Origin of the sequence: Streptomyces coeruleorubidus, assembly GCF_008705135.1 — a bacterium.
Lineage (GTDB): Bacteria > Actinomycetota > Actinomycetes > Streptomycetales > Streptomycetaceae > Streptomyces > Streptomyces coeruleofuscus.
Window position 1 is genome coordinate 3,178,219 of the sequence record NZ_CP023694.1, and the last position, 19,891, is coordinate 3,198,109.

Annotated in this window: 16 protein-coding genes and 1 pseudogene; 11 read left to right on the forward strand and 6 right to left on the reverse strand. The window is 71.8% G+C overall.

Annotation, left to right across the window (positions count from 1 at the left end):
* Nucleotides 1-5 precede the first annotated feature (5 nt).
* The 3 genes from CP976_RS14660 to CP976_RS14670 are packed head-to-tail and all read left to right on the forward strand — an operon-like array spanning nucleotide 6 to nucleotide 3,933.
* Nucleotides 6-1,979 (forward strand): dipeptide/oligopeptide/nickel ABC transporter permease/ATP-binding protein, encoded by a 1,974-nt coding sequence (locus CP976_RS14660; RefSeq protein ID WP_150485353.1) that lies wholly within the window; start codon nucleotides 6-8, stop codon nucleotides 1,977-1,979.
* The gene (locus tag CP976_RS14665) at nucleotides 1,976-3,004 is read left to right on the forward strand and encodes an oligopeptide/dipeptide ABC transporter ATP-binding protein (protein WP_150480766.1); all 1,029 of its coding nucleotides are present in this window, start codon (nucleotides 1,976-1,978) and stop codon (nucleotides 3,002-3,004) included. The genes CP976_RS14660 and CP976_RS14665 overlap by 4 nt, the downstream gene beginning before the upstream one ends.
* On the forward strand, nucleotides 3,001-3,933 hold the full coding sequence (locus CP976_RS14670) for a dihydrodipicolinate synthase family protein (RefSeq protein WP_150480767.1): 933 nt from the start codon (nucleotides 3,001-3,003) through the stop codon (nucleotides 3,931-3,933). The genes CP976_RS14665 and CP976_RS14670 overlap by 4 nt, the downstream gene beginning before the upstream one ends.
* A 14-nt stretch (nucleotides 3,934-3,947) precedes the next feature.
* Here CP976_RS14670 and CP976_RS14675 read toward each other — a convergent pair.
* The 6 genes and pseudogenes from CP976_RS14675 to leuA all read right to left on the reverse strand — a co-directional run.
* Nucleotides 3,948-5,129, reverse strand: a pseudogene (locus CP976_RS14675) (sialidase family protein); the annotation flags it as partial.
* A gap of 46 nt (nucleotides 5,130-5,175) precedes the next feature.
* Nucleotides 5,176-5,838, reverse strand: coding sequence for a response regulator (locus CP976_RS14680; protein WP_150480768.1), 663 nt, complete (start codon nucleotides 5,836-5,838; stop codon nucleotides 5,176-5,178).
* The gene (locus CP976_RS14685; RefSeq protein ID WP_150480769.1) at nucleotides 5,835-7,049 is read right to left on the reverse strand and encodes a sensor histidine kinase; all 1,215 of its coding nucleotides are present in this window, start codon (nucleotides 7,047-7,049) and stop codon (nucleotides 5,835-5,837) included. Before CP976_RS14685 ends, CP976_RS14680 begins: the two co-directional genes overlap by 4 nt.
* A gap of 49 nt (nucleotides 7,050-7,098) precedes the next feature.
* On the reverse strand, nucleotides 7,099-9,189 hold the full coding sequence (locus CP976_RS14690; protein ID WP_167537339.1) for an MMPL family transporter: 2,091 nt from the start codon (nucleotides 9,187-9,189) through the stop codon (nucleotides 7,099-7,101).
* Between the two features lie 172 nt (nucleotides 9,190-9,361).
* Nucleotides 9,362-10,060, reverse strand: coding sequence for a tellurite resistance TerB family protein (locus CP976_RS14695; RefSeq protein WP_150480770.1), 699 nt, complete (start codon nucleotides 10,058-10,060; stop codon nucleotides 9,362-9,364).
* Nucleotides 10,061-10,246: 186 nt separating this feature from the next.
* Nucleotides 10,247-11,968 (reverse strand): 2-isopropylmalate synthase, encoded by a 1,722-nt coding sequence (leuA, locus tag CP976_RS14700; protein WP_150480771.1) that lies wholly within the window; start codon nucleotides 11,966-11,968, stop codon nucleotides 10,247-10,249.
* Between the two features lie 321 nt (nucleotides 11,969-12,289).
* On the opposite strand from leuA, the gene CP976_RS14710 reads away from it, so the two are divergent.
* The 8 genes from CP976_RS14710 (at nucleotide 12,290) to CP976_RS14745 (ending at nucleotide 19,878) form a co-directional block, all read left to right on the forward strand.
* A complete protein-coding gene (locus tag CP976_RS14710; RefSeq protein ID WP_150480772.1) occupies nucleotides 12,290-13,360 on the forward strand; it encodes a M4 family metallopeptidase in 1,071 nt (356 codons plus the stop codon).
* Nucleotides 13,361-13,380: 20 nt separating this feature from the next.
* Nucleotides 13,381-13,647, forward strand: coding sequence for a protealysin inhibitor emfourin (locus CP976_RS14715; RefSeq protein ID WP_059414081.1), 267 nt, complete (start codon nucleotides 13,381-13,383; stop codon nucleotides 13,645-13,647).
* Between the two features lie 58 nt (nucleotides 13,648-13,705).
* On the forward strand, nucleotides 13,706-15,043 hold the full coding sequence (locus CP976_RS14720; protein WP_150480773.1) for a GH1 family beta-glucosidase: 1,338 nt from the start codon (nucleotides 13,706-13,708) through the stop codon (nucleotides 15,041-15,043).
* Between the two features lie 108 nt (nucleotides 15,044-15,151).
* On the forward strand, nucleotides 15,152-15,265 hold the full coding sequence (locus CP976_RS14725; protein ID WP_107092234.1) for a keywimysin-related RiPP: 114 nt from the start codon (nucleotides 15,152-15,154) through the stop codon (nucleotides 15,263-15,265).
* Nucleotides 15,266-15,374: 109 nt separating this feature from the next.
* Nucleotides 15,375-17,210: a lasso peptide isopeptide bond-forming cyclase gene (locus CP976_RS14730; RefSeq protein WP_150480774.1), complete on the forward strand. Its 1,836-nt coding sequence runs from the start codon at nucleotides 15,375-15,377 to the stop codon at nucleotides 17,208-17,210.
* A 13-nt stretch (nucleotides 17,211-17,223) separates the two neighbouring features.
* The gene (locus tag CP976_RS14735; protein ID WP_150480775.1) at nucleotides 17,224-17,604 is read left to right on the forward strand and encodes a lasso peptide biosynthesis PqqD family chaperone; all 381 of its coding nucleotides are present in this window, start codon (nucleotides 17,224-17,226) and stop codon (nucleotides 17,602-17,604) included.
* Nucleotides 17,601-18,074 carry a lasso peptide biosynthesis B2 protein gene (locus tag CP976_RS14740; RefSeq protein ID WP_150480776.1) on the forward strand — a complete coding sequence of 158 codons (474 nt, stop codon included), beginning with the start codon at nucleotides 17,601-17,603 and terminating at the stop codon, nucleotides 18,072-18,074. Before CP976_RS14735 ends, CP976_RS14740 begins: the two co-directional genes overlap by 4 nt.
* Nucleotides 18,052-19,878: an ABC transporter ATP-binding protein gene (locus CP976_RS14745; protein ID WP_150480777.1), complete on the forward strand. Its 1,827-nt coding sequence runs from the start codon at nucleotides 18,052-18,054 to the stop codon at nucleotides 19,876-19,878. Before CP976_RS14740 ends, CP976_RS14745 begins: the two co-directional genes overlap by 23 nt.
* Nucleotides 19,879-19,891: the final 13 nt, after the last annotated feature.

Below are 19,891 nucleotides of genomic sequence, written 5' to 3' on the forward strand. Positions count from 1 at the left end.
CCCGCATGATGACCCGGAAGAGCCTCACCGAGGCGCTGTCCCGGCCCGGCCTCCGGCTGCGCGGCTGGCGCCGGCTGCCGTTGCTGTCGAAGGCCGCCGTCTGCTTCCTGGCGGTCGTCGTGCTGCTGGCGCTGCTCGCGCCGCTGCTCGCCCCGCACGACCCGCTCGACCAGCAGCCGCCCGTCGACGGCACCGGCCATCCGTCCGCCGGGCACTGGATGGGCCAGGACAGCCTCGGCCGGGACATCCTCAGCCGGCTGATGTACGGGGCACGCTGGTCGCTGGCGATCGGGCTCGGCGCCACCGGCCTGGCGCTGGTGGCCGGGGCGCTGCTCGGGGCCGTCGCGGCCACCTCGCGCAAGGCGGTCGACGAGACGCTGATGCGCTGCCTGGACGTCGTCATGGCGTTCCCGGGCATCGCGCTCGCCGCCGTGCTGGTGGCGGTGTTCGGCGGTGGCATCACGGTGCTGATCTGCGCGATCGCGTTCCTGTTCACGCCGCCGGTGGCGCGGGTCGTCCGGGCGAACGTCCTCGACCAGTACGGCGAGGACTACGTGACGGCGGAACGGGTGATCGGTGCCCGCACACCGCACATCGTGCTGAAGCACGTGGCGATCAACTGCGCGGCTCCGGTGCTGGTGTTCTGCACGGTGCAGGTCGCCGAGGCGATCGTCTTCGAGGCGTCGCTGTCCTTCATCGGAGCGGGCGTACGGCCGCCCGACCCGTCCTGGGGCAGTGTCATCGCGGACGGCAAGAACATGGTGCTGACCGGCGGCTGGTGGGCGACCGTGTTCCCCGGCCTGCTGATGCTGGTCACGGTGCTGTCGCTGAACATCCTGTCCGAGGGGGTGTCCGACGCGTGGGCGGCCCCGTCGGCGCGGGAGGTGGACGTCCCCGAGGACGACCGGCTCCAGGCGCCGGAGCCCGGCAGCGGGGAGGTCGTGCGGCTGCCCGGCCTGACGGAGGCGGCCCGGCGGCTGCGGGCCCGGGCCCGTCGGCTGCCCCGGGACGGGCAGCCGGTGCTCGCGGTGGAGAACCTCACCATCGGCTTCGACCAGCGCCACGGCGGCGTGGACATCGTGGACGGCATCAGCTTCGAGGTGCATCCCGGCGAGGTGCTGGGCCTGGTCGGCGAGTCGGGCTGCGGCAAGTCGCTGACCGCGCTGGCGGTCATGGGCCTCCAGCCGAAGGGAGCGCGCGTCGGCGGCCAGGTCCGGTTCAACCAGCGCGACCTGCTCGCCGAACCGATGCGCGTACGCCGCAGACTCCTCGGCCACGAGATGGCGATGATCTACCAGGACGCCCTGTCGTCGCTGAATCCGGCGATGACGATCCGCGCGCAGCTCAAGCAGGTCGTGCGGCGGGGCGGGCGGCGCGGTCCCGCCGAGCTGCTGACGATGGTCGGCCTCGATCCCGGGCGCACCCTGCGCAGCTACCCGCACGAGCTGTCCGGCGGGCAGCGGCAGCGCGTCCTGATCGCCATGGCCCTGTCCCGCGACCCGAAGCTGATCGTCGCCGACGAGCCGACGACCGCCCTCGACGTGACCGTGCAGGCCCAGGTCATAGAGCTGCTGCTGCGGCTGCGCGAGGAGCTCGGCTTCGCGCTCATCCTCGTCTCGCACGACCTGGCGCTGGTCGCGGACGTCACCGACCGGGTGGCGGTGATGTACGGCGGGCAGATCGTCGAGATCGGCGTGACCGCCGACCTGGTGGAGGCACCGGCGCACCACTACACGCGCGGTCTGCTCGGCAGTGTGCTGTCGCTGGAGTCGGCGCAGGAGCGGATGACGCAGATCAAGGGGGTCGTGCCGTCCCCCGCCGACTTCCCGGCCGGGTGCCGGTTCGCCGACCGGTGTCCGCGGGCGAGCGGGATCTGCCGGACGACGGCCCCGCTCCTGACCGGTACACCGGCGCACACGGCGGCCTGCCATCACCCGGCCATAGACCTGGCGACGACCGAGACCGAGGCGGTGTCATGAACGCACAGCCCGCTTTCGTGGAGCTCTCCGACGCGCACGTCGTGCACAAGGCCCGCAGCGGCGGCCTGTTCACCCGCGACCGGGTGTACGCCCTGACCGGCGCCGACCTGGCGATCGCGCCCGGCGAGACCATCGGCGTGGTGGGCGAGTCGGGCTGCGGGAAGTCGACGCTGGCGAAGGTGCTGGTCGGGGTGGAGCGGCCGACGCGGGGGACGGTGTCGTTCCGGGGCCGCGACCTGTGGGCGATGCCGCCCGCCGAACGCCGCAGGGCCGTCGGCGGCAGCACCGGCATGATCTTCCAGGACCCGTCGACCGCCCTGAACCGCCGCCTGACCGTACGGCAGATCCTGCGGGACCCGCTGGACGTGCACGACCGGGGCACTCGCGGGCAACGTGACGAGAGAGTCCGGGAGTTGATGTCCCTGGTCGGCCTCCCCCGGGCCCTCGCCGACGCCCTGCCCGGCCAGCTGTCGGGCGGGCAGCGGCAGCGCGTCGCGATCGCCCGGGCGCTGGCGCTGGACCCGGACCTGGTCGTCGCGGACGAGCCGACCAGTGCCCTGGACGTGTCGGTCCGCGCCCAGATCCTCAACCTCCTGCTGGACCTGAAGGAACGCCTGGGCCTGGCCCTGGTGTTCGTCTCGCACGACATCCAGACCGTACGGCGGATGAGCGACCGCGTGATCACCATGTACCTGGGCCGGATCGTCGAGGAGTCCCCGGCCGCCCTGGTCACCGACCGGGCCCGGCACCCGTACACCCGTGCGCTGTTCTCCGCCACGCCCGGCCTGCTCGACCCGATCGAGCCGATCCCGCTGGCCGGTCCGGTCCCGTCGGCGACGCGCCCGCCGAGCGGCTGCCCGTTCCGCACGCGCTGCTGGAAGGCGGACGGCACGTGCGCGGAGGTGATGCCGGACTTCTCGGCCGCGTCGGCCCCCGCGCACCGCTTCCGCTGCCACCATCCTGTCCAGGAGGACGAGTCGACCCGCGACCTCGTCCGCCGGAGCGACCCGATGGAGGCCCCATGACGATCACCTCGCTGACCGGTGTCATCCCGCCCGTCTGCACGCCCCTGACACCGGACCGCGAGGTGGACGTCCCCTCGCTGCTCAGGCTGGTCGACCATCTGGTCGCCGGCGGGGTGCACGGCCTGTTCGTACTCGGCTCGACGTCGGAGGCGGCGTATCTGACGGACGAGCAGCGCAGGCTGGTCGTCGAGTCGGTCGCGGCCCACGTGGGCGGGCAGCTCCCGGTGCTCGCCGGGGCGATCGACATGACGACGGCCCGGGTCCTCGGCCATGTCGCGGCGGTGGCGGCGGCCGGCGCGGACGCGGTCGTCGTCACCGCGCCGTTCTACGCCCGGACCCACCCGGCGGAGATCGCCCGCCACTACCGCGCGGTCGCGGGGGCCAGTCCGGTGCCGGTGGTCGCCTACGACATTCCCGTCGCCGTCCACACGAAGCTGCCCGCGGACGTGGTCCTGGAGCTGGCCACCGACGGTGTCCTGGCCGCGCTCAAGGACTCCAGCGGCGACCTGGCCGCCTTCCGCCAGGTCGTGACCGGGGCCAGGGCCCACCAGGGCATCACCGGCTTCAGCGTGCTGACCGGCTCCGAGCTGATCGTCGACGCGGCGCTCGCGGTCGGCGCGGACGGCACGGTGCCCGGCCTCGGCAACGTCGACCCGCACGGCTATGCCCGCCTGGACCGCCTGTGCCGCGCCGGGGAGTGGGACGAGGCCCGTGCCGAACAGGAGCGGCTGTGCGCCCTGTTCGGCATGGTCACCGTCGGCGACCCGGCCCGCATGGGCCCCGGCTCCTCGGCGATCGGCGCCTTCAAGGCCGCGCTGCACCTGCGGGGCGTGATCGACTGCCCGGCCACGGCGCAGCCGCAGGTGCCGTTGTCGCAGGGCGAGGTGGAGCGGGTCGGGAAGTACCTGGCGGCGGCGGGGCTGCTGTAGAGCTTCTGTTTCCAGAGGTCGCCGGCTGGGAGGCGGCGGAACTCGATCGTCTCGTAGGGCCCCTGGGCGCCCGTCTCGTAGAGGATCCCCACCGTCTTCCGGCCGAGCGGCACCAGGTCGGAGTAGGCCGCCGGCCGCTGGGAGAGCGTGAGCGTCTTGGTGAAGGTGGCGCCGCCGTCCGTGCTGCGCCAGACGGCCATCGCCCGGCGGGCGGCGGGGACGGACGGGCCGGAGAACAGCAGCGGCCCGCTGCGGCCGGGGAGTTGCAGGACGCTGCCCTGGACGACCGGGACCTCGTTCAGGGTGGGCTCCACGGTGTACGGGCGGTCGAGAGACCGGCCGCCGTCCGGCGAGTGGCTGTCGAGGCGGTTGCCCGGGCTCGTGCCGTGCTGGTCCCTGGCGTTGAAGTACACCCGGCCGTCCGGCAGTTGGGCGGCGGTGGACTCGTTGGCGTTGTGGGTCCCCTCGTACGAGTCGTCGACGAAGCCCGGCCGCCAGGTCCTGCCGCCGTCGTCGCTCAGCAGCGCGTGGGCGCCGTAGTAGCGGGGCTCCTGGCCGGTGTCCGGGGAGCCGGGCGGCGGGGACGCCGAGTGGTTGGCGGGGACGACCAGGCGGCCCGCGTACGGGCCCCGGGTGAGGGCGACCGCATGGCCGGGGCCGGTCGCGTACCAGCGCCAGGACGGGTCCTTCACCTGCGCGGTGATCTCACGGGGCGGGGTGAAGTGCCGGCCGTCGTCGCGGCTGCGCTGCACGAACACCCGGCGGCTCTGCTCGGGCGTGACCTCGCCGCGCATGATCCGGGCCTCCGTCACCTCGCCGCTGTTGTAGGAGGTGAGCAGCACGACGGCGCCGGTGCGCGGGTCGACGACGGGAGCCGGGTTGCCCCGGGTGTCGCCGTCCCCGGCCGCGACGACGGTGAGCGGGCCCCAGGTGCAGCCGCCGTCCGCCGAGCGCCGCAGGACGACGTCGATGTCGCCGGTGTCGCCCGCGCCGCCGCGTCTGCCCTCGGCGAAGGCGAGAACGGTGCCTTTGCCCGTCGTGACGGTGGCCGGGATGCGGTACGTGTCGTAGCCGCCCTCGCCCGAGACGTACGGGACGGAGGAGGTGCAGCCGGGGGTGGCCGAGGCGTGGGTCGTGGCGGTGAGGGGCGTGCACAGGACGGCGGTGACGAGGAGTGTGCGTCTGAGGAGTGTCATCCCTCTCCTGACGGAGCGTGACGGAGCATCGGACAGTACCTGTCCGTCAGATGCTCCCCGGCGTCACCAGCCCCGACTCGTACGCGACGATGACCAACTGCGCCCGGTCACGGGCCGCCAGCTTGCCCATGATGCGGCTGACGTGGGTCTTCGCGGTCAGCGGGCTCAGACCCAACGCATCGGCTATCTCGGTGTTGTTGAGGCCGCGCGCGACCAGCGACAGCACCTCACGCTCACGGCCGGACAGGCATTCCGGGCCGCCGGTCTCCGGTGCCGAGGGACTGCGCAGGAACCGCTCGATCAGCCGTGCCGTGGGCCCGGGCGACAGCAGGGACTCCCCGGCCGCGACCGTACGGATGGCGTCGAGGAGTTCGGCCGGCCTGGTGTCCTTCACCAGGAACCCGGAGGCCCCGGCGCGCAGCGCGTCCACGATGTTCTCGTCGGTGTCGTAGGTGGTGAGCACCAGGACGCGGACGCCCGCGAGGTCCTCGTCGGCCGCGATGAGCCGGGTCGCCTCGATGCCGTCCAGGTCGGGCATGCGGATGTCCATCACCACGAGGTCGGCGCGCTCGCTGCGGGCCAGCCGCACGGCCTGCCGGCCGGTGGCGGCCTGGCCGACGACCTTCATGTCCCGGGCCGACTCCACGAGCATCGCGAACGCCTCCCGCACCAGCGTCTGGTCGTCCGCGAGCAGCACTCGGATGGTCATCCGGCTCTCTCCCCCGTCGTCAGCGGCAGGACCGCGGTCACCTCGAACCCGCCCCCGGTGCGCGGTCCGGCGTCGAGTGTGCCACCGACGCTGCGGGCCCGCTCCCGCATTCCGACGAGCCCGAACCCCGGGGTGCCGCCCGGTGCCGGTCCGGTGCCGTCGTCGCTGACCGTCAGGTGCAGAGCACCCTGCCGCTCGTCCAGGTCGACACGGACGGCCGGTTCGGGTCCCGCGTGCCGTACCGCGTTGGTCAGCGCCTCCTGCACGATGCGGTAGGCGGCGGCACCGACGGCGGGCGGTGCCTGCCGTATCCGTACGGTCTGCTCGACCCGGGCACCGGCGAGCCGCGCGGCCTCCGCCAGGTCGGTCAGACCGTCGAGGCCGGGCAGCGGACCTCGGGCATCCGGGGAATCGTGCTCGCGCAGCACCTCCAGCGTCGTACGGAGTTCGCCCCGGGCGCTGCGACAGGTCTCGGCGATGTCGTCCAGCGCCTTGGCCACCGTCTCCCGGTCGAGCCGCTCGGGGTCGGCGGACAGCACGTGGGCGGCGACGGAAGTCTGCACGCCGATGAGGGTGATGCTGTGCGCGAGCAGGTCGTGCAGGTCCCGGGCGATCCGCAACCGCTCCTCGGCGACCCGCCGCCGGGCCTCCTCCTCGCGGGTGCGCTCGGCACGTTCGGCGCGTTCCACGATGGAGGCGACGTACTGGCGGTAGAAGCGCACGTCCGCACCGCAGAACAGCACGGCGACGACCCACCCGGAGATCTGGAGCACCTTCAGCGCCTCGTGCATGCTCACGGTGAGCATCACGCTCGTCGAGAGGGTGATGACGCCGACGCCGACCAGGACGGTACGCAGCGGCCGTCCGGTGACGGCGACGGTGTAGAGGGCGATGTAGGTGGCCGGGGTCGGCGCCGTGTGGGTGTTGTCGAGGGCGTGGTAGGGCGCGACGCAGGCCACGATCGCGAGCAGCACGAGCAGCGGACGGCGGCGCCGCCACGCCAGCGGCACGTGGCAGGCGAGCAGCAGCGTCCAGCCGAGCGCGTCGGGCCGGCGGCCGTCGTCGACGAACAGCGCGAGTCCGACCGCCAGTACGGCGGCGACGACAGCGAGCAGCGCGTCGTTGCGCACGGCGTGCGGAGCGGTCAGCGGATCACGGTTGATCACCGCCATGATCCGATTACCTGTCGTGGGCACCTGCACGGACCTCATCCTCGTCCAGGAATGCGCCCCTCCGGGAGGGGAGGGGCGCTTGATCTGCTCAGCGCGACGCAGGGCTGCGCACCCGCCCCTGTTCGGCTCCGGCAGGCTGCTCCGGTGCACGCGAGAGCCGACCCGGCCACCACATCCGCCGCTTCAGCAGCACACTCGCCGTGGTGACCAAGTACGTCCGCACAAGGAAGGTGTCCAGCAGCACCCCCACCGTGATGACGAACCCGAGCTCGACGAGCCCGACCAACGGCAGCGTCGTCAGTACCGCGAACGTCGCCGCGAGCACCACCCCCGCCGAGGCGATGACCCCACCGGTCGTACGCAACGCGGTCAGCGCCGCGGCCTCCGGTTCGGCACCCTTCACCGACTCCTCCCGCATCCGGTGCATGAGGAAGATGCCGTAGTCGACCCCGAGGGCGACCAGGAACACGAACGACAGCAGCCCCAGTCCGGGATCCGTACCGCCGAAGCCGAACACCGGCTCGAACACCAGCCCCCCGATGCCGAGGGCCGCACCCCACACCGCCACCACGGCCGCCAGCAGCAGCAACGGCGCGACGAGACTCCGCAACAGGCCGACCAGGATGACGAACACGGCGCCCAGCACCAGCGGCACGATCACCTTGCGGTCCCGCGACTCGCTGTCGGCCAGGTCGATCTGCTGCGCGCTGGGCCCGCCGACGTAGGCGCCCGCGGTGTCGAGCCCGGTACGCAGGGCTTCGATGGTCCGCGTCTCGGCCGGAGTCTCGGGCGAGGCAGCCGTGAAGACCGCGATCTCGGTCCACCCCGAGCCACTGCGCCCGGGAACCGCCTCGGCGACACCCTCGGTCTCACGGGCCCGGTCCAACACCACGTCGGTCCGCTCGTCGGGGGCGATGACGGTCACCGGCCGGCTGCTGCGCTCCGGATACTCCCGCGCCAGCGTCTGCATGGCGGTGATGGACTCGGGCCGTTCGGTGAAGGAGTCCTCCTGCTTGATGCTGCCGGACAGGTTGAGCGTGCCCAGCGCGAGCGCACCGAGCAGGACGCCGCCACCGACGAGCACGGTGACGGGCCGGCGCGTCGCCGAGGTCCCCATCGCGGCGAACAGCGACCGCCGGGCCTTGGGCTCACTGCCGAAGGCGGGGATCAGCGGCCAGAAGACCCGCCGCCCGAGCAGCACGAGCACGGCGGGCAGCAGGGTCGTCATGGCGACCAGCGCCGCGAGTACGCCGACCGTGCCGACCGGCCCCATGCCGCTGCTGCTGTTGAGATCGGCGGCGAGCAGGCACAGCAGCCCGGCCGCGACGGTCCCGGAGGAGGCGAGGATGGCCGGTCCGCAGCCGCGCAGAGCGGTGCGCATGGCGTCGTACGGCCGCTCGTGGCGCCGTAGTTCCTCGCGGTAGCGGGCGATGAGCAGCAGCGCGTAGTCGGTGCCGGCGCCGAGGACGAGCACGGTCATCACGCCGCCGCTCTGGCCGGTGACGGTGACGTCGAACAGTTCGTGGAGTCCATACCCGGCGGCCATGGCCGTGGTGGCGGCGACGCCCGCGACGGCGAGCGGCACCAGCCACAGGAACGGGCTGCGGTAGATCAGGATCAGCAGGACGGTGACGACGGCGAGCGTGGCCAGCAGCAGGGTGCCGTCGATCGTCTCGAACACCTTGCCCATGTCGGTGTTCAGCGCCCCCGGCCCGCCGACCTCGACGCTCAGCCCGCCGCTCCCCTCGGCGACCTCGCGCACGCCGTCCACGAAGGCGTTCCGGGCCTCCTCGTCCTGGCCCGGCTGGGTGCTGGACACCGGGTACATCAGGGTGGAGCCGTCCTCGGACGGCACGCCCCGCGGCTCGCCGGTCACGTCGTAGGCGCCGCGCACCTCGGCGATCTGCTCGGCGGCCGTGCGCCGGTCGGCGTCGGTCAGGCCGCCGTCCCGGTGGTACACGAGCACCAGGTCGGTGGACTCGCCCCCCGGGAGCCGGTCCTGGATCCGCGCGACCTGCGTGGAGTCGGCGCTGTCGGGCAGGTAGTCGACCGCGCGGTTCTGCTGGATGCCGGCGAACTTCCCGGCGAGCGGCCCGACCAGTACGAGGGCGGCGAGCCACAGCCCGACCACCGCCCAGGGCACGGCTCGCCGCCGTGCGGTGTTCCTTGTGTCCCCCACTGTTCGGGCTCCCTCCGGTCCGGGTGTCTGGAACGGTCTCCAGACTCCCGGCGCACGGGGGCGGATTCGTCGGGCTCGAGGCCGAGTCGGGGGTTACTGCACAGGGCGGCACGGGCTGCGGATTACTCCCCGGGGAGTAACGGCCCCGGGTCGGCCGGGAAGGGGCTGCGCCCTACGACGGCGTGCGCGCCGCCGCCGCCATCACCCGTGTCACGTCGTCCGAACAGATGGTGAGCGCCGCCCCCACCGTGGCGAGCACGTCCCGCTCGGCCGGGGTGTACGGCCCGTCCGCCAGGGCGATGCGCGCCCCCTGGAGCAGGATCGATTCGCGGCCGACCGTGGCGAGGTGCGGGGCGAGCGGGTCCAGCGCCTCGTGCAGCTCTATGGCCAGCCCCGCACCGCAGGGCTCCCCGGTGATCCGGCCGGTGTCCGCCTCCAGCGCCTCCACGAGGGCGGCCAGTTGCTCCTCCGTGCAGTCGTCGAAGCCGGCCGCGCGCACGGCGAGCACCGCGGACTCCAGCGCCGTACGGGAACCGGCGCCGCCCGCGGCCAGCACGGCGAGGGCGACGGTGTGCACGGCGTCGCGGAGCATCGCGGAGAAGCGGGTGGTGGTCGGATGGTCGAGGACGTCCATGCCGAAGTGGCGGCGGCAGGCGGCGCACTCCACGACCGGGCCGGTCTCGCCGCGCGGCAGCACGGGCAGGCCGAGCAGGGTGAAGCGGCGTTGTCCGGTCAGCCGCTGGTAGTTGCGGTCGCCGCCGCAGCCGGGGCAGAAGAACTCTCCGTCACCGGCGGGCGTCCACGCGGTACGGGTGCCCAGGATGCCCGACAACCTGGCGGCATGGCCGTTTCGTCCCCGTCCTGGCAGCACGTCGCACCTCCGTCATGCCGCACGGCAGCGTCGCCGCGCTTGCGTGATGTTAGCCACATCCATGAGGAGGAGTCAGCACCCCGGAGGAGACCTTTCCGTGACCCTCACAGGGATTGGCCGGTATGCGACGGGGCTCCGACCGCCGGACATCAGCGGACGGAGCCCTCAAACCGCCTACGGGGCTGGTCAGCGAGTCGCGCGGTTGACGGCCGAGACGACCGCCTTCAGCGAGGCGCGCGTGGTGTTCGCGTCGATTCCGATCCCCCACAGGACCTTGTCGCCGATCGCGCATTCGATGTAGGAGGCGGCCTGCGCGGAGGCACCCTCGCTCATCGTGTGCTCCTGGTAGTCCAGCAGGCGTACGTCGATGCCGACGGACTGGAGCGCGTCGAAGAAGGCCGAGATCGGACCGTTGCCGGAACCGGTCAGGACGGTGTCCTGGCCGTCGACCGTGGCCTCGACCGTCAGCGTGTCCACTCCGTCGGTGTCGGTCGTCGACTGGTTGTTCTTGACCTGGATCCGGCCCCACGGGTTCTCGGGGTTGGGCAGGTACTCGTCCCGGAAGGCCGCCCAGATGTCCTTCGGCGTGACCTCGCCGCCCTCGGCGTCGGTCTTCGCCTGGATGAGCTTGGAGAACTCGATCTGCATCCGGCGGGGCAGTTCCAGCTTGTGGTCGTTCTTCAGGACGTACGCGATGCCGCCCTTGCCGGACTGCGAGTTGACCCGGATGACGGCCTCGTAGGAGCGGCCGACGTCCTTGGGGTCGATCGGCAGGTACGGGACCGCCCACTCGATGTCGTCGACGGTGACGCCCTTGGCGGCCGCGTCGGCCTCCATCGCGTCGAAGCCCTTCTTGATGGCGTCCTGGTGGGAGCCGGAGAAGGACGTGTAGACCAGGTCGCCCACGTACGGGTGGCGCGGGTGGACCTCCATCTGGTTGCAGTACTCCCACGTGCGGCGGATCTCGTCGATGTCGGAGAAGTCGATCTGCGGGTCGACGCCCTGGGAGAAGAGGTTCATGCCCAGGGTGACCAGGTCGACGTTGCCGGTGCGCTCGCCCTGCCCGAACAGGCAGCCCTCGACACGGTCGGCGCCGGCCATCAGGGCCAGCTCGGCGGCGGCGACGGCCGTGCCGCGGTCGTTGTGCGGGTGGATCGACAGGCAGACGTGCTCGCGGCGGGAGAGGTTGCGGCCCATCCACTCGAAGCGGTCCGCGTGGGTCGACGGGGTCGAACGCTCCACCGTGGCGGGCAGGTTGAGGATGATCTCGCGACCCGGGCCGGGCTGCCAGACGTCCATGACCGCCTCGCAGACCTCCAGCGCGAAGTCCAGCTCGGTGTCGGTGAAGATCTCCGGCGAGTACTGGTAGCCGAACTCCGTCTCCGGGCCCAGCAGTTTCTCCGCGTACTCCATGACCAGCCGCGTGCCGTCGACGGCGATCTGCTTGATGTCGTCCTTGGAGCCCCGGAAGACGACCCGGCGGAAGACGGGGGCGGTGGCGTTGTAGAGGTGGACGGTCGCGCGCCTGGCGCCCTTCAGCGACTCCACCGTGCGCTCGATCAGGTCCTCGCGGGCCTGGGTCAGTACGGAGATGGTGACGTCGTCGGGGATGGCACCGGGCTCTTCGATGATGGAGCGTACGAAGTCGAAGTCGGTCTGGCCGGAGGCCGGGAAGCCGACCTCGATCTCCTTGTAGCCCATCTTGACCAGCAGGTCGAACATCGCGCGCTTGCGGGCGGGCGACATGGGGTCGATCAGGGCCTGGTTGCCGTCGCGCAGGTCGGTGGAGAGCCAGCGGGGGGCGGTGGTGATGCGCTTGTCCGGCCACGTGCGGTCCGGGATGTCGACCTGCTCGTAGCGGCCGTACTTGTGGATCGGCATGGAACTGGGCTGCTGGCGGTTCGCCATAATGCGGGGGCTCCTCAGGAGGTGTCCGGAAGGACGGCCGACGACGCAGCACCAAGCTCCGCGGGGAGGGAGTCGGCCTCGACTACAGGCCCTCGCCGCGGCAGCTAAGGAGAAGCAGCCCGAAACGCATGATGCGCAGCATGCTAGTCGAGACTCTCCGTGTGCGCGGATCCGTATCAGTATGCGGGACCGGACGCGCAAACGGGACAAAAAGTGCGCTATACCACTTCGCCACGGAGGGTGAAGGTCCTTGTCCCGGTATTTCACCAATCATGGTGGCTACTGGTGACAGTCTCGTCACGCAGTGCAAAGGTGCCGGGCATGACGACTCACGGGGGCTTCGAGCCCGTCTTCTGCACCATCGTTCCGCCCCACGTCCTCGACAAGCTCTCCCAGGCCGAGGACCCCGCACTCGCCGGGCCCGCCCGCCGGACACTGGAGCGCGACGCCCTGGAGCGCACCCACCGCCGCCTGACCACGGTCGTCGGCGCCCCGTCCGTGGCCCCGCCCGCCGGGGCCGAGCCCGCCAGGCCGCACCGCACGGTCCACGACGCCCGGCACGGCACGGACCTGCCCGGACACAAGGTGCGGGGCGAGGGCGACAAGCCCGGCAAGGACGCCACCGTCAACCGCGCCTACGCCGGCCTCGGCGCCACCTTCGAGCTGCTCCTGAAGGCGTACCGGCGCGACTCGATCGACGGCAACGGTCTTCCCCTGGACGCGACCGTGCACTACGACCGCGAGTACAACAACGCCTTCTGGAACGGCGAGCAGATGGTCTTCGGCGACGGGGACGGCGAGATCTTCCTCGACTTCACCATCCCGATCGACGTCATCGGCCACGAACTCGTCCACGGCGTCACGCAGTACACGGCCAACCTCACCTACTTCGGCCAGCCCGGCGCGCTGAACGAGTCCGTGTCGGACGTCTTCGGCTCGCTCATCAAGCAGTACACGCTCGGCCAGACCGCCGCCGAGGCCGACTGGCTGATCGGCGCGGGCCTGCTCGCCCCGCGGGTGACGGGCAAGGCACTGCGCTCCATGAAGGAGCCGGGCACGGCGTACGACGACGACGTCCTGGGCAAGGACCCCCAGCCGGCGACGATGGACGACTTCGTCCGCACCGGCCGCGACAACGGCGGCGTCCACATCAACTCGGGCATCCCGAACCACGCCTTCTACCTGGCGGCCACGGCCCTCGGCGGCCACGCCTGGGAGCGCGCGGGACTGATCTGGTACGACGTGCTGACCGGCGGCGAGCTGAAGCAGCAGGCGATGTTCGCCGACTTCGCCACGCTCACCGTCAAGGCCGCGCGGGAGCGGTTCGGCGACGGGGAGGAGCTGGAGGCCGTGTCGAAGGCCTGGGAGCAGGTCGGGGTGCGGACCCTGTAGTTCCGTACTAGACAGGTGCCATGCGTATTCAGGTGAGGCGCACGGGCGGGTTCGCGGGCATCGAGCGGCATGCCGAGGTGGACACCTCCGGCCGCCCCGATGCCCCCGAATGGCACGCGCTGGCCGAGCAGGCGGTCGCCGCCGGCCGGAGCACGCCGCCGATCGGGGTTCCGGACGGGTTCAGCTACCAGATCACCGTGGACGGGAAGACGGTGTACGCGGCCGACCCGCGACTGACGGACGAGCAGCGGAAGCTGATCTCGCGGGTGCTGAAGGAAGGTGCTTAACAGGTCTTCCGCAGCGGCCTGTTGACTTCCGTTACCGGCGGTACGGATGATCCAGCGCATGGCGACTGACGCAGGCAATCCGATCCCCCGCTTCCCGGCCGGCTTCCTCTGGGGCGTGTCGACCTCGGCGCACCAGATCGAGGGGGCCGCGGACGAGCGCGAGTCGTCCGTGTGGGACGCCTTCACCGCCGAGCCGGGCCGGGTGAAGGACGGCTCGACGGCGGCGGTGGCCTGCGACCACTACCACCGCCACCGCGAGGACGTGGCCCTGCTCGCCGGCCTCGGCGTGAACGCCTACCGCTTCTCGGTCTCCTGGCCCCGGGTGCGCTCCGAGAAGGGCCTGGACTTCTACGACCGGCTGGTGGACGACCTGTGCGCGGCGGGCGTCCGCCCGGTGCCGACCCTGTTCCACTGGGACCTGCCGGCGGACCTCGACTGGCTGGAGCGGGACACGGCCGCGCGCTTCGCCGAGTACGTCTCGCTGGTCGCCGGCCGCCTCGGGGACCGGGTGACCAAGTGGATCACCCTCAACGAGCCCGCCGAACACACCCTGCTGGGCCACGCCCTGGGCGTCCACGCACCGGGCAGGCAACTGCTGTTCGACGCGCTCCCGGCCGCCCACCACCAGCTGCTGGCCCACGGCTTGGCCGTTGGGGCCCTGCGCGCCTCCGGCGCCACGGACATCGGCATCGCCAACTCGCACGGCCCGACCTGGGCGGCGTCCACCGAGGCGCCGGACGTGGAGGCGGCCGAGTTCTACGACCTGCTGCTGAACCGCCTGTTCGCGGACCCGCTGCTGCTGGGCCGGTACCCGGACGGCATCGGCGAGCTGATGCCCGGGGACGTCGAGGCCGACCTGAAGGTGATCGCCGAGCCGCTCGACTGGTACGGCGTCAACTACTACGCCCCGACCCGGGTGGGCGCCCCGCAGGGCACGGAGATCGAGTTCGGCGGTGTCCGCATGCCCGCCGAACTCCCCTTCTCCGTACGGGAGATCGAGGGCCACCCGGTCACGGACTTCGGCTGGCCCGTCGTTCCCGAGGGCCTCACCGAACTCCTCACCACCTTCCACGACCGCTACGGCGACCGCCTCCCGCCCGTCGTCATCACCGAGAACGGCTGCTCGTACCCGGGCGTCGACGACCGGGACCGCATCACCTACCTGGACGGCCATCTCCGGGCCCTGCACCGGGCGATGGAGGCGGGCGTCGACGTGCGCGGTTACTTCGTGTGGTCCCTGCTCGACAACTTCGAGTGGGCGGAGGGCTACGCACGCCGCTTCGGACTGGTGCACGTCGACTTCCAGACGCTGGAGCGGACTCCTAAGGCGTCGTACGCATGGTTCCGCGATGTACTGCACGCACAAACCCTGCGAAATGCCACTGAAGAATCCTAAATATTGAACCAATAACCATATCTCACCTTTTGGGCATTTGGTCGATTCGGCGTCTACTGTGGAAGAGACAACCGATAGCGACGCGCGCAGTTCAGGAGGTGCAACGACATGCGCACCTACGAGCGTCCGACGCTGACTGCGGTCGGCTCCTTCCGCAAGACCGGTCTGGGCTTCAGGGCTGGACCGGAGAGGTTCTGGTTCTTCCGGAGGAGGTTCTTCTGATCCGCCGGTTGTCTCACCGGCGCGGGACCTCCAGATGGCGGCAGGGCGCAGGTCCTGCCGCCCCTATGTCTTGATCACCTCGTGGCTGGGCGTACGGGAAGGGACCGGCATGGTCGATTTTCCTGATTCCGGCGAGGGGCCGGGCTGGTTCGTCGTCCTTCCGGACTGTGCTTCGGCGGGCCGGGTGTCCGCCGCACTGCGCACCCGGAAGGTCCAGGAGGTCACCCACCCGTCAGGACGGCCGTGGCTGCTCGGCCGCTGGTCTCCCGGTGCCATGTCCGTCGGCGAGGCCGGCCGGGCGAAGGTCGCGGTCGTCGGTGAACACGCCATGACCGCCGACCGGCTCACCCGGGCGGCCGGCCGGATCAGTGCGATCGCCGGTCTGGACGGTCTGGCCCGTGGCATGGCCGGGAGTTCTCATCTGGTCGCCTCGATCAGCGGACGGGTGCGTGTCCAGGGGAGCCTCACCGGCTTTCGGCGGGTGTTCCACGCCAGGATCGGTGATACCGCCGTGGCCGCGGACCGGGCCGACGTCCTGGCCGCTCTGCTCGACGCGGAGGCCGACGAGCAGTGGTTGGCGGCCCGCCTGCTGAATCCGTGCGCGCCCCACCCGCTGGCCGGCGAGCCGGTCTGGCGCGACGTGAGCGCCCTGGGGATCGGCCACTACCTGGCGCTCGACGCCGACGGCCGGGGACGGCCCGTGGCGTGGTGGGCGCCTCCGGAGCCGGTGGTGCCGATGGCCGAGGGCGCGTCGGCGTTGCGGGAGGCACTGTCGGCGGCGGTGGAGGTCCGCGTCCGGGGCCGGGACGTGGTGAGCTGCGATCTGGGCGGGCTGGACTCGACCTCGGTGTGTGCTCTGGCCGCAGGCGGCACGGCGAAGGTCATCGCCTACACCGCCGACGGCCTCGACCCCCTGTGCGACGACGTGCCCTGGGCTCGCCGGACGGTTGCGGGACTCGGCGGCGTCGATCACCACATCATCGCCGGCGACCAGTTGCCGATGGTGTACGAGGGCCTTCGGGACGTGGACGAGCGCTTCGACGAGCCGTGCCCGGCCATGATGCATCCCAGCCGCTGCCTGGTCATTCCACGGTTGGCCGCGGCACAGGGCTCCGGTATGCACCTGACGGGCTTCGGCGGGGACGAGCTGTTCGCCGGTTCGCCGGCGCATCTGCACACGCTGATACGCACACACCCCAGAACCGCGTTGCAGCGCCTGCGTGGCTTCGCCGCCCAGGGTCCGTGGCCGTACCGGGAAACGCTGCGGCAGCTGTGGGACAACACCTCCTACCGGGCGTGGCTGGCCCGGGCCGGCGACCTGCTCACCGCCGCACCGCCCCCCTTGGAGGCGCCCGCGCTGGACTGGGGGACGCCACCGCGGCTCCCTCCCTGGGCGACGCCGGATGCCGTCGAGGCCGTACGGGAGCTGATCCGCACGGCGGCGCGTACCGCCGAACCACTGGCCGAGCGGCGCGGACAGCACATCGAGCTGGAAGCCCTGGGAAACAATTCCCGCATGGTCCGGCAGGTGGGTCAGCTGGCCACCCGCGCCGGGCTCACCCTCGCCGCCCCCTACTACGACGACCGCGTGATCGAAGCGGGCCTGGCCGTGCGGCCGCAGGAAAGGATCACGCCCTGGCGGTACAAGCCGCTCATCGTCGAGGCGATGCGCGGCATCGTTCCCGACGAGAGCCTGACCCGCCACACCAAGGACGAGGGTTCCTACGAGGCGGAAGTCGGGATGCGGGAGCAGCGTGCCGAGTTGCTGGCCCTGTGCGAGGACTCCCGGCTGGCCCGCCTGGGTCTGATCGACGCGAAGGTGCTGCGCGAGATGTGCGGTGGGCCGCTGCCCCCGACCCTGCCGTTCGACGCGCTGTACCAGACCGTGGTGTGCGAGATGTGGCTCCGCACGCTGGAAACCGCCACCACCGCCGTTCCGGGCTGAAGGGAGAGGGCCGATGACCTTCAAGCTGCGTGAGGGTGTGTTCACGGCCGAGACGGACTACGGGATCACGCTCCTCGACGAGGAGCGCGACCAGTACTGGACGCTCAATCCCAGCGCCGCCATCGCCCTGCGAACGCTGCTGCACGGCGGCACGGAAGCCGATGCCGCGCGGACGCTCAGCGAGGAGTACGCGGTGGACATCGCCACCGCGCACCGGGACGTCCATGAACTGGTCGGCGGACTGCACTCGGCGGGCCTGGGCGAGGAGAACACCGGCGGGCCGGAGGAGCGCGCCGGAACTCAGCGGGCCCCAGCGCCGCGGCCGGGGCGGCGCCGGGCGCACGGCCGATGGCCGCGCGTACTCGGCCGGCGGCCGGGGAGGAAGAGCCGATGACCTCACCGGAGGCGATCTTCCACGACCCTCGCTCGGTGCCCCTGCGGCGCCGGATCCCGGTCCGGCTCGCCGTGGGCGCCGCACGGCTTCTGGCCCGCCGGCGCCCCCGGCGCATCCGGGTCGTACTGGAGTGGCTGCGCCGGGGCGCCCGTCCGGCCACCCTCGAACAGACCCGGGCCGCCCGGGACTCCGTGGTCGCGGTCAGCCTGGCGTGCGGGGGACGGGAGGGGTGCCTGCCCCGGTCCCTGGCCACGATCCTGCTGTGCCGCCTGCACGGCCAGTGGCCCACCTGGTGCGTGGGCGCACGGCGCCTGCCGCCCTTCGGTGCGCACGCGTGGGTGGAGGCGGAGGGGGTGCCGGTGGGAGAGACCCACCCGCCCGACTACTTCCGCCCCCTGTTCACCGTGCCCTGCGCTCCTGGTCCCGTCAGCCGTGAGGCCGTGATCCATGAAGCCCGAAGCGACGGATGAGACCGACGAGCGGCGCCGGACCGCCCCGTGGGACTTCCTGCGCCTGCTGCACGGCCACCGGCGGTGGGTCGCCCTCGCCGTCCTGCTGACGCTGGGAGCCTCTGCCCTGAGCCTGGCCCAGCCGCTGCTGGTCAAGCAGGTGATCGAGGCGACCGCGTCCGGCAGCGCGATCGGGCCCGCCCTGGCGTTGCTCGTCGTCCTCTTCCTGGCCCAGGCACTGGTGCAGGGCCTCGCCCAGTTCGTGCTGGCCCGCACGGGCGAAGGGATCGTGCTGGGGATCCGGCTCGGCCTGATCAAGCACGTTCTGCGGCTGCCCATGGCCGTCTACGACCGCCACCGCATCGGCGATCTGATCTCGCGCACCAGCACCGACAGCACGACCTTGCGGCTGCTCGTCGCGGAGGGCTTCACCGAAGCGGTGACCGGGGCCATCGGGCTGATCGGCATCGTGGTGCTGATGGTCTGGCTCGACTGGCTGATGTTTCTCGTCGTGCTGGGCATGGTGGCGATCGCCACCGTGATCGTCGTCTCGGTGCTGCACGGCATCGAGGTGGCGTCGCTGTCCACGCAGCGGGCGACGGGCGCGATGACCGCTGATCTGGAGCGCGCGCTCGGTGCCATCCGCACCGTCCGGGCCAGCCGCGCCGAGCAGCGTGAGACCGACCGCATCGCGGGGGGCGCCAGGTCGGCCTACGTGGGCAGCGTGCGGATGGCGAAGCTGGACGCCGTGGTGGCACCGGCGATCCAGCTGGCCGTCAAGGGATCGTTCGTCGTCGTGCTGCTCATCGGCGGCATACGGGTCGCCGACCGGCAGGGGTCGATCGCCGATCTCGCGGCCTTCCTGCTGTACATGATCTACCTGGTGGAGCCGATCGGCATGCTGTTCCAGTCCCTCAGCACCATGGAGCAGGGCGTGGGCGCGTACCGCAGGGTCACGGAAGTGCTGGAGCTGCCCACGGAGCAGGACGCCGTGCCGGGCGCCGGGGCTCCGGCGTCCCGCCCAGCGCGTGGCGGCGAAGGCAGGCCACGGGCGGCCGCGCTGGAGTTCCGCGACGTGTGGTTCGGCTACGAACCGTCACGCCCCGTCCTGCGCGGCGTGACCTTCGAGGCGCCGGAGCACTGCCATGTCGCCCTGATCGGCAGCTCGGGAGTCGGCAAGTCCACCGTCTTCGCGCTGATCGAGCGGTTCTACGACCCGGACCGCGGCCACATCCTCTTCGACGGCGGTGACATACAGGTGATCGGCCGAGCCGAACACCGGGCCCGGGTCGGCCTGGTGGAACAGCATGCCCCGGTGCTGTACGGCACGCTGCGGGAGAATCTGACCTACTCCGTCCCGGACGCCGGGCCGGAGGAGCTGGACCGGGTGGTCGAGCTGGCACACCTCACGGACCTGATCGCCCGTCTGCCTCGGGGGCTGGACACCGACGCCGGTGAGCACGGTATGGCGCTCTCCGGTGGCGAGCGGCAGCGGATCGCGATCGCCCGTGCCCTGCTGGCCCGGCCGCGCCTGCTCCTGCTGGACGAGCCGACCGCCCATCTGGACGCGGTCAGCGAAGCGGCGCTGCGCAGGTCGATGCGGGAGACCGCGCGGGAGTGCACGCTGCTCGTGATCGCGCACCGCATGTCGACCATCCGCGCAGCAGACCTGATCGTCGTCCTCGACGCCGGCCGGGTCGTGGCCACGGGCAGCCACGGGGATCTCCTCGACAGCAGTGAGCACTACCGGTCGCTCATCCGCGCTCAGCAGACCGGCGATCTCCGTGTGCCGCGAACGGCCGGCCTGAAGGGCGCGACCGGGTGACCCTCCGCACGCG